Source organism: uncultured Anaerovibrio sp. (assembly GCF_947302755.1).
Taxonomy (GTDB): domain Bacteria; phylum Bacillota; class Negativicutes; order Selenomonadales; family Selenomonadaceae; genus Anaerovibrio.
In genome coordinates this window covers 1-9,379 of sequence record NZ_CAMYWM010000097.1, presented here as the reverse complement: position 1 = coordinate 9,379, position 9,379 = coordinate 1, and the positions used below count along the sequence as shown (strand labels likewise).

The window sequence follows — 9,379 nt, the reverse complement described above, 5'->3', positions numbered from 1 at the left end:
TAAATAGCAATTGTCTTCATAAAAGACGCCCTCTTTATTTATCTAAATTCCTAAAAATTACTTGTCAAGGTTGCTATGGGCCAGCTCAACTGTATTGGCCATTACCTCATCAGTTACATTGTCTGTGGCATCCTTGTCCTTGGTAAGCCATACAAGGTATTCAATATTGCCCTCAGGGCCCTTAACTGGGGAGAAGGTCAGCTCCTTGGTGACAAATTCCATCTCACGGGCAGTGTCGATAACCTTATGAATAACCTCCAGATGAACCTTAGGATCTCTAACTACCCCCTTTTTGCCCACCTTTTCCTTGCCAGCCTCGAACTGTGGCTTAATGAGAGCCACCACCTGGCCATCCGGCTTCAGCATTGCCTTTACTGCAGGCAAAACCTTTTCCAGGGAAATAAAGGCCACATCTATGGAGGCCAAATCAATAAGCTGACCAATGTCCTCCGGGGTTACATTGCGCACGTTGGTGCGCTCCATATTAACTACCCTTTCATCAGTGCGGAGGCTCCAGGCCAGCTGACCATATCCCACATCAATGGCAAAAACCTTAAGGGCACCGTTTTGCAGCATACAGTCGGTAAAGCCACCGGTGGAGGCGCCGATATCCGCTGCCACCTTTCCCGTCAGCTCCACGCCAAATTCCCTGATGGCCTTTTCCAGCTTTAGTCCACCACGGCTTACATAGGGTATCTGATTACCCAGTACGCGAATATCCGCCGTTTCCTTTACCAGGGTGCCTGCCTTGTCCAGCTTATTTCCGTCCACAATAACCAGCCCCGCCATAATAGTGGTTTTGGCCCGCTCACGGCTTTGAACTAAATTTCTTTTGACCAGGAGCACATCCAGGCGCTCCTTTTTTACCTTTTCAACACTATCTGACATAATTATACTTCACCATAATTTTCTGCAATGCGTTTGGCAATCTGTTCAGGCAGCAGGCCGCAAAGCTCCAGCAGCTCCGGACAGGAGCCCTGCTCGATAAATTTATCCTCTATGCCGAAGCGCATAATCCTGGTCCGGTTAATGCCGGCATCGGCCAAATACTCCAGCACACCGGAGCCAAAGCCTCCGGCCAGGGCATTTTCCTCCAAAGTCACAACCAGCCGGGCCTCCCGGACCAGCTCATCAATCAGGCCGGTATCCAGTGGTTTAACAAAACGCATATTCACCACGGTGGTGAATATCTCCCGTTCCTTCAGCAGCTCGGCAGCCTTTACGGCATGCTTTACCATACTGCCTACGGCCAGCATAACAATGGCCTTGCTTTCCCGGGATAAAATTTCTCCCTTACCGATTTCCAGCTGTTCAAAGCCCGGCCTGACCGGCACGCCGGTGGCCGACCCCCGGGGATAGCGCACGCTGATAGGTCCATTATAGTTGGCTGCCGTATAAAGCATATTCCGCAGCTCATTTTCATCCTTGGGAGCCATTACCACCATATTAGGTATATGGCGCAGGTAGGAATAATCGAATACCCCATGATGGGTTGGACCGTCGGCTCCCACCAGCCCCCCCCGGTCCAGACAAAGGGTTACGGGCAGCTTTTGCAGGCAAACATCGTGGATAATCTGGTCATAGGCCCGCTGGGCAAAGGTGGAATACAGGGCCACGAAGGGCTTCCCTCCTACTGCCGCCATTCCTGCCGCCATGGTCATGGCATGCTCCTCAGCAATACCAACGTCGAAAAACCGGTCAGGATATACGGCTGCAAATTTTTTCAGCCCGGTACCGGAGGGCATGGCCGCCGTTATGGCAGAAATATTACTATATTTCCCGGCCAATTCAATCAGGGCATCGCTGAAAATATCCGTATAGGAAGGCGGTGCCCCCTCCTTTTTTATCATTTCACCGGTATCGCAGTTAAAACGGCCCACACCATGGAACTTATTGGGCTGATTTTCCGCAAAGGAATAGCCCTTGCCCTTGGTGGTGCGCACGTGAATGAGAACCGGGCCCTCAATTCCCCTGGCCTTCTGGAAAACCTCCCGCATGTATTCAATATTGTGACCGTCAATAGGGCCAACATAGGTATAGCCCAATGACTCAAATACATAGCCAGGGGTCAACAGGGCATAAATGCCATCCTTCAAGGAGCCGGCCGCATTCCACACCGCCTCCCCAATGCCGGGAAAGCTTTTCAGAAATTCCTGTAATTCCTTTTTGGCCTTGTTATATTGGGGCATAATCCGAATATGGCTAAGGTATTCCGACATGGCCCCCACATTTTTATCAATGGACATTTCATTGTCATTAAGAACTACAATAACATTCTTGCCTATGGTACCGGCATAATTCAGCCCCTCATAGGCCTCACCGCCGGTGAAGGCTCCATCGCCGATGACCGCCAATACGCTGTAATCCTGTTTTGTATTATCCCGCTCAATGGCCATTCCCACTGCAGCAGAAATGGAGGTACTGGCATGACCTACCCCAAAGGCATCACAGGTGGATTCGGAACGCTTGGGAAAGCCCGTAATCCCCCCCTTGGTACGCAGTGTGGCAAACCGGCTCTTACGTCCGGTAACAATCTTATGAGCATAAGCCTGATGGCCCACATCCCATATTATTTTATCCCGCTCCGGGTTAAAAACACTGTACATGGCCAAGGTCAGATCCACTGTCCCCAGACTTGGTGCCAAATGGCCGCCATTGGCAGCACAGGTACTAATAATCTTGCTTCTAATTTCACCAGCCAGCTGTTTCAGCTCAGGCAGGCTGCACCTAGCCACATCAGAAGCGCTATTTATTTTTTCCAATATATTATCAGGCATGGTGTGGCTCCTTTAATTACTTATTTCGCTTTAACAAATATTCCAGCAGCTCCCTTAAAAAGCTGGCCTTATCACCAAACATTTCCAGGGCGGCCACTCCGTCGGCCACCGTATCCGCTGCCAGCCTCCGGGCCTCCTCCAGGGAGGTAAGGGACACATAGGTGGATTTATCATTACGCTCATCGCTGCCAACCGGCTTGCCGATAACCGCCTCATCACCTACCACATCAAGAATATCATCAGTAATCTGGAAGGCCAGACCAAAGCAATCGGCATAGGTGGTAAGTGCCTCCAGCTCCTTTTCCGTTGCCCCAGCCACAATTGCCCCGCTTCTGATAGCAGCTCTGAACAATGCACCGGTTTTACCGGCGTGCATCTTCTTCAGCTCAGACAGGCTCAGGGATTTTTGCTTACCCTCAGCCTCCAGGTCAATGGCCTGACCGCCCACCATACCGTTGGGCCCGGCCCCAATGGCCATTTCACGGACAACCTTCAATAACACGTCAGCCGGAAGATTATCCTGACGCAGCATTACCTCAAAGGCCTGGGTCAGCAGGGCATCACCGGCCAAAATAGCCATGCCGTCACCGTAAACCTTATGATTGGTCAGCTTCCCCCGCCGGTAATCATCATTGTCCATGGCCGGCAAATCATCATGAATCAGGGAATAGGTATGGATCATTTCTATGGCACAGGCAATATGAATAAAATCCGTTCCCCTGGCCCCAACAGCATCAGCTGCGGCCATTATCAAAATGGGACGCAGGCGCTTGCCGCCAGCAGTAAGACTATATTTCATGGATTCACAAAGAGTAGGATCCAGGGCCTTATCCTCCTGAAGCTCCTTTACCAAAGCCTGCTCTATCAGCTTAATCCGTTCATTCCATTGGGTCTTATCCACTATTACCGTCCTCCCTCAAGCTCTAATGGCATTTCCACAGCTTCTCCGTCCTGCTCGCTGAGGATAAGGTCCATCTTATCCTCCACTGCCTGTAATTCGGCCAGACATTTACGGGACAGCTCCATGCCCAAAGTATAATTATCAATTACATCCTTAAGACTGGCTTCCCCACTCTCCAATATATCCACAATCTGCTCCAGCCTGGCCAGATTTTCCTCAAAGGATGCTTCCTTTTTCCGCGGCATGACCTATTCCTCCCTTTTATTCTGCACCAGGGCATCGAAGTGACCCCCATTAAGCTGTACTGTCACCACATCATCAATACTGATATTGGCTATATTGCTGATGATATTGCCCCTCTGGTCATGAACAACGCCATAGCCCCGCCTGATAACGCCTAGGGGGTTAATCAATTCCAGCTTTTCTATATCATGAAGCAGCCGATTATGCTTGTCACTCAGCTGCTGCCTGGCTATCTTATTCAATCTGGACTGTAAAGTATCCAGCTTCACGCTGGCCGTCTCCAGCATCCGTAAGGGCTGGGTAAAGGCATAGCTGTCCATAAGGGACTCCACCCGCTGGCGATAGGTCTTTACACGGGCCACCGAGGCCAGCTGCAGCCGATTTTCCAGGGAACGGAGCCGCTGCTGTACATCGCCCATATCAGGTACAGCCAGCTCTGCCGCCTGGGACGGGGTAGCCGCCCTCCGATCCGCCACAAAATCAGCCAGGGTAAAGTCCGTTTCGTGGCCCACAGCGGAAATCACCGGTATATGGGATTTAAAAATGGACCGAACCACCACTTCCTCGTTAAAGGACCACAAATCCTCCATTGAACCGCCGCCACGGCCCACTATCAGCACATCCACCGGATATTTTTTATTAAAAAAATCGATGCCATGGGCTATCTGCTCAGCCGAGCCAGCCCCCTGAACCATTACGGGATACAGGACCAGCCTCACCGATGGCATGCGCCTTTTGGATACCGTGTAAATATCCCGCAGCACAGCCCCGGTAGGTGATGTCACAATACCAATGGTCCGGGGATAGGACGGTAGAGAACACTTGTGTTTATCGTCAAACAGGCCCTCCCGGCCCAACCGCTCCTTCAGCTGTTCAAAGGCCAGGGCCAGCTCCCCTACGCCATCAGGTACCATACGGCTTACATAAAATTGGTACTTGCCATCCCGCTCATAAACCTCCACGTTGCCGGTGGCCAGCACCTGCATATCATTATCCGGCCGAAACCGTAATCGCTCTGCATAGCTGCGCCAGATAACGCACTTTAAAATGGACTCCTTATCCTTCAGGTCAAAATAACAGTGACCGGAGGAATATTGCTTAAAATTGGATATTTGTCCCCGAATGGTAACATTATGCAAGGCCAAATCATTTTTTATAAGTCCTGCAATATATTTAGTTATTTCCGATACACTTCTGACAACAGCCATATATCACCATGAAAAAGAATTATATAAAAACACAGAAAACGGGCCGCACCCAAAATGCGGCCCTAAATCTTATGCCTGAGCAATAGCTCCCAGAATACCATTTACAAAACGACTGGAATCATCACTGCCAAACTTCTTGGCCAGCTGTACTGCCTCGTTAATAATAATATTAGGACCCAGCTTCTCCTCGCAGAACTTAAGCTCATAAACAGCCATACGGGTAATATTACGGTCAACACCTGCCATGCGCTGTATTTTCCATTCTCTGGAGAAGCGGGAAATCATCTCATCAATGGACTTAAGATTGTCACAGGTGCCCTTTACCAGAGCATTGAGAAACTCCATGTCTTTGTCACCCAGCTTAACATCCTCCTGGGCAAAAACAGCTGCATCAATGGCGTTTTGTCTGACCTGAGCCACCTCCACGCCTTCATCTGACGGATTCATGTCCAACTGAAACAAAGCCTGAAGTGCAACCTCACGAGCTTGTCTACGACTCATACTTATATTCCTCGATTCTTAAACAATTATTATAATCAGGCAATCAGCGCCACCGATGAATATCCCGGGGAACAGAATCCCGGATATTATCGATAAAGCTTCCGCCCTTATCCACATTCTTACCGATAAAGCAGCCAATGAAGCCGCAAACCGCTACGAACATAACGCTCCAGAAGCCAAAGAGCAATATACCGATGGCAATTGTGACGCCACATGCTATACCCAAAAGAGTACCGGGACGTTCCTGGCATTGACGACGAAACGCATTTACCAACGCCTGCTTTAAGCTGATTTCGTTATCCACACAGACACCTCCGTTACTTCAGCCGTCTTTTCTTGACGACCACACCGCTGGAAATACTCTGAACGGAAACCGCAACATCATAATTGGATATACATGCAATATCAGTCAGGTATTTGCCTGACTGAGTACGAACGTCATCAGAAATACTGGCAATACTGCGCTCCTGACCTACATCAAGCTTGACCTCCAGGCTCAGGCAGTCTCCCTTTTCCTTATCCCGCTTAACTACGGCCTTTACCCGTGCCTCACGAACCCCGCGTATTCCGCCGGAAATTCGTTCAATCATACCCTTTACAGCGTTAATGGACACGTTTACATCGCCCTCTGTACCATGTATCAGCACAATCTCGTCGCTGTTTATTTCCTTGCTGCCCTTCCCGGAAAATGAGCAGAACAGCAGATGAATACTTATAATAAACACAACGCTGGCAATGGCTCCTGTCTCCCATTGGGAAACAGCAAACTGGTATTCGTTGAGAAGCATCCTTTCCGGAATCACATTAAATACCAACAAAACAACCCCTAGGCTAACTACGCCAAAAAACAAGGCGTAGAAAAAAAGCAGGAATCTATTGAACACTCCCATCAAACAGCCTCCTAGCGGATTCTTCTGGTTTCTTCCTTGTTTTCTTCTTCACCAAAATCCACACCCTGAACGTGAACATTAACCTCAACTACGCTCAATCCGGTCATGGTTTCAATCTGCTTCTTTACATTCTCCTGAACAGCAATGGCCACATCAGGAATGCGCTCACCGTATTTTACGATGATATACAGGTCAACCCGGGCCTCCTTTTCGCCCACTTCAACCTTAACGCCCTTGGACAGATTTTTTCTCCCCAGAAGCTCAGCGATGCCGCCAACCAAACCGCCGCTCATACCGGCAATCCCCGGAATTTCCAGGGCAGCGATGCCGGCCATCATGCTGACTACCTCATCACCAATGCGAACAACACCCAATCCGTCTTCCATCTTAATCATTTCTTCTGACATAGTATAACCCCCCCTATCAATATTTATACAGAATATTACTTACACATTATTATACCAAACAGGCTGTTGATATTCAATAAAATGATAACTTATTCAGATGGAGTTTTAAGTTCATCTGAATTAAGTTGAATTTTACCCAGGGCTTTGCGGACGTATCCAAGAGGCAACGCCTATTGGTTAATACGTCCTATAGGAAAGTTTGTATATTTTTACATAAAGCAGAATCAATGCTAAAAAAACAGAAACGCGTATCAAATCAGCGCACTATATTGCTTCTGCTCTTCAACCGGAAGCATAAGGGCATCCATGGCCTCCTGGGCCGACCAGCCCATTTTTTTCATAAGATTACGGATAGCTGTAAGACGTGCTTCCCTGTGGCCCTCAATCCAGCCCTCATTCCGACCCTCATTCCGGGCATCGTCCTTCATATCCTCTATTGCCTTACACATATCTATCGGCTCCTCTCCCTCCGGAATTTTATATATTATTTGTAATATTAAGACAATCGATATATGAATTTTTATTATTTATCTGGTTTTATTCTAATATATTTATTAAATTCAATTAAGATATTTTATTCATATAAAAAATTAGTTCAAATTCAAATTTGTAATATTGATAGCATCGCCCCTGTAGCATATATTCAAATATTTTGAGCATTGAACAAAAAACGAGGCTGTCGGACCAATAATAGTCCACAGCCTCTAAGCAGCAATTGGAATAAACAGTAAATCTTAAATTATTTAGCAAGTTCGATATATTGTTTTATTTTACTTAACCAAAACCACATTTCCCTTACTTAAAAAACCCGTTTTCTTATTGGCCTCTAATAGCATTGCTGCATCCTTATCAGAAATAACCGGACTGCAGAAGCCTTCAACGCTAACTGCTTTGATAATCAACGGATTACTTCCTGCACGCTCAACACCGGAGGAAACACTTTTGGAATAACCTACATAGCCATTGGCAATAACCTGTTCATGAGAAAAATTCTGCACACCATATACCATCTTATGATTTGGTCCAAAAATAGCCGGTGCCATTGCCGTCTCAAGACCTAATCCCTGACAATCAACAATTACGCCAGTATAATTTGCTGTTACAGCCGGTTTATTGACATAAGATGGTTTATTCGACATAGTATTACTGGTATAAGGTGGTTTCTTTGGAGTGGTAATACTGTCTTGATTAGTTACAGCTGTGCTGGTAATAGCAGTAGCTGTAGCAGATGGCTGAACAGGGGGTGCTGCAAATACTTCAGGCTCGGGGAAGCTCACCCTTTCCATCTTTGGGATAACAGCAGAGGCCAAGGAATTTGTTTCACCATATACCGGTAATTCCATTTCCACATGGAAGCATCCAACTTCGTCCACATACCTTCTAACAACCTTTGCTCCCCTTACAATTCCATTTATCTTGGTTTTAATAACATCACTTTCAAGTATGGAATCCCTAACGATAGTTTCACTGTCTATTCTGACACCGCTTACCTGTTCCAAAAGATTACGCATAGCATCTACCTTAGCAGCGCGATAACCATTGCTGGCCACCTGCCCCGGTGCACCTATACCATCTGCTATGACAGCTCCGCGGCTTATGTCAGTATTTGCAAAAGCCACTGCTGAAAGTAAAAGTATTAACATTGCTGTGCACACAGAAATAAGCTTTCTCACAATTATTTCCTCCTTAATAAGTCAAATATATTATTCATGAAATAATAATATTCTTCCCTGCTAATGGGTCACACGGCCTTTAATGCCTATTTTTCCAAGCATTTTTTCAACAGCAATGGCAGCAGCCTCCTCCACGGAATTTTCAATAATTTCTCCATTTACACTTGTTTGATCCCACATATAGGAATCTATTGGTACATGAACGCTTGTGAAAGCAGAGACCAAAGAGAAAAAACTACTGGCTCCGGTACTGGCTCCGGATATCCCATCACCCATCGAGCTTGCTACAATTCGGCCTGTTCTCGCATCAATCAGTTTTATATGTAATTTTGTCTTCACATCTATTTTTTCATTAAAAAACCCTATCGTACTATTTGAACTTTCATTTATACCAACACCGAGAATATTGCCATAAAGAATGTAGTCCGCCTGTAGGCTTTTTCCCAAATTCATCGCTGTGTTATCATCCACCTCTCCCGTAAAGAATAATTGCTGTTCATCTGCTGTATTCGCCACATCTTCTGGCAGTTCAACAATAAAATCCGTCTGTTTTTCCAGATGAAAGCCCATATATTCCTTTGCCACCTTTGCCATAGCACTCCTGGAAATATTATCAAATGACGTATCTTCCCCCATAAAGCCTACCCCAACTATGGCAACTGTCGACCCGTTAGGAACCTTTGACATTGCGTGTACTGAGATTGGGAGACAAATAATGAACAAACAAAAAACAGCCACAATACGCTTCATATTGCCTTCCTCATTTCAAAAAACCTTAT

The 9,379-nt window shown here is 46.8% G+C and carries 12 protein-coding genes; all 12 read right to left on the bottom strand.

All coding sequences use genetic code 11. From position 1 onward, the window contains the following. Positions 1 to 57: 57 nt before the first annotated feature. Positions 58 to 888, bottom strand: a complete 831-nt coding sequence (locus Q0Y54_RS09405; RefSeq protein ID WP_297966797.1) for a TlyA family RNA methyltransferase — start codon at positions 886 to 888, stop codon at positions 58 to 60. Positions 889 to 890: 2 nt separating this feature from the next. Next, positions 891 to 2,777 (bottom strand): 1-deoxy-D-xylulose-5-phosphate synthase, encoded by a 1,887-nt coding sequence (dxs, locus tag Q0Y54_RS09400; RefSeq protein WP_297966795.1) that lies wholly within the window; start codon positions 2,775 to 2,777, stop codon positions 891 to 893. A 16-nt stretch (positions 2,778 to 2,793) separates the two neighbouring features. Next, on the bottom strand, positions 2,794 to 3,678 hold the full coding sequence (locus Q0Y54_RS09395; RefSeq protein ID WP_297966792.1) for a polyprenyl synthetase family protein: 885 nt from the start codon (positions 3,676 to 3,678) through the stop codon (positions 2,794 to 2,796). Between the two features lie 2 nt (positions 3,679 to 3,680). Beyond that, positions 3,681 to 3,923, bottom strand: a complete 243-nt coding sequence (gene xseB, locus Q0Y54_RS09390) for an exodeoxyribonuclease VII small subunit (RefSeq protein ID WP_297966789.1) — start codon at positions 3,921 to 3,923, stop codon at positions 3,681 to 3,683. 3 nt (positions 3,924 to 3,926) lie between these two features. Further along, positions 3,927 to 5,129, bottom strand: a complete 1,203-nt coding sequence (xseA, locus tag Q0Y54_RS09385; RefSeq protein WP_297966787.1) for an exodeoxyribonuclease VII large subunit — start codon at positions 5,127 to 5,129, stop codon at positions 3,927 to 3,929. Positions 5,130 to 5,198: 69 nt separating this feature from the next. Continuing rightward, a complete protein-coding gene (nusB, locus tag Q0Y54_RS09380) occupies positions 5,199 to 5,630 on the bottom strand; it encodes a transcription antitermination factor NusB (protein WP_297966785.1) in 432 nt (143 codons plus the stop codon). 43 nt (positions 5,631 to 5,673) lie between these two features. After that, positions 5,674 to 5,934, bottom strand: a complete 261-nt coding sequence (locus tag Q0Y54_RS09375) for a DUF2273 domain-containing protein (RefSeq protein ID WP_297966783.1) — start codon at positions 5,932 to 5,934, stop codon at positions 5,674 to 5,676. Positions 5,935 to 5,947: 13 nt separating this feature from the next. Then, positions 5,948 to 6,520 carry an alkaline shock response membrane anchor protein AmaP gene (gene amaP, locus Q0Y54_RS09370; RefSeq protein WP_297966780.1) on the bottom strand — a complete coding sequence of 191 codons (573 nt, stop codon included), beginning with the start codon at positions 6,518 to 6,520 and terminating at the stop codon, positions 5,948 to 5,950. An 11-nt stretch (positions 6,521 to 6,531) separates the two neighbouring features. After that, the gene (locus tag Q0Y54_RS09365; RefSeq protein WP_297966777.1) at positions 6,532 to 6,927 is read right to left on the bottom strand and encodes an Asp23/Gls24 family envelope stress response protein; all 396 of its coding nucleotides are present in this window, start codon (positions 6,925 to 6,927) and stop codon (positions 6,532 to 6,534) included. Between the two features lie 251 nt (positions 6,928 to 7,178). Continuing rightward, positions 7,179 to 7,376, bottom strand: a complete 198-nt coding sequence (locus Q0Y54_RS09360; RefSeq protein ID WP_297966774.1) for a hypothetical protein — start codon at positions 7,374 to 7,376, stop codon at positions 7,179 to 7,181. Positions 7,377 to 7,697: 321 nt separating this feature from the next. Then, a complete protein-coding gene (locus Q0Y54_RS09355) occupies positions 7,698 to 8,600 on the bottom strand; it encodes an LPP20 family lipoprotein (RefSeq protein ID WP_297966768.1) in 903 nt (300 codons plus the stop codon). A gap of 60 nt (positions 8,601 to 8,660) precedes the next feature. Then, positions 8,661 to 9,350, bottom strand: coding sequence for a CsgG/HfaB family protein (locus Q0Y54_RS09350; protein WP_297966761.1), 690 nt, complete (start codon positions 9,348 to 9,350; stop codon positions 8,661 to 8,663). Positions 9,351 to 9,379 lie beyond the last annotated feature (29 nt).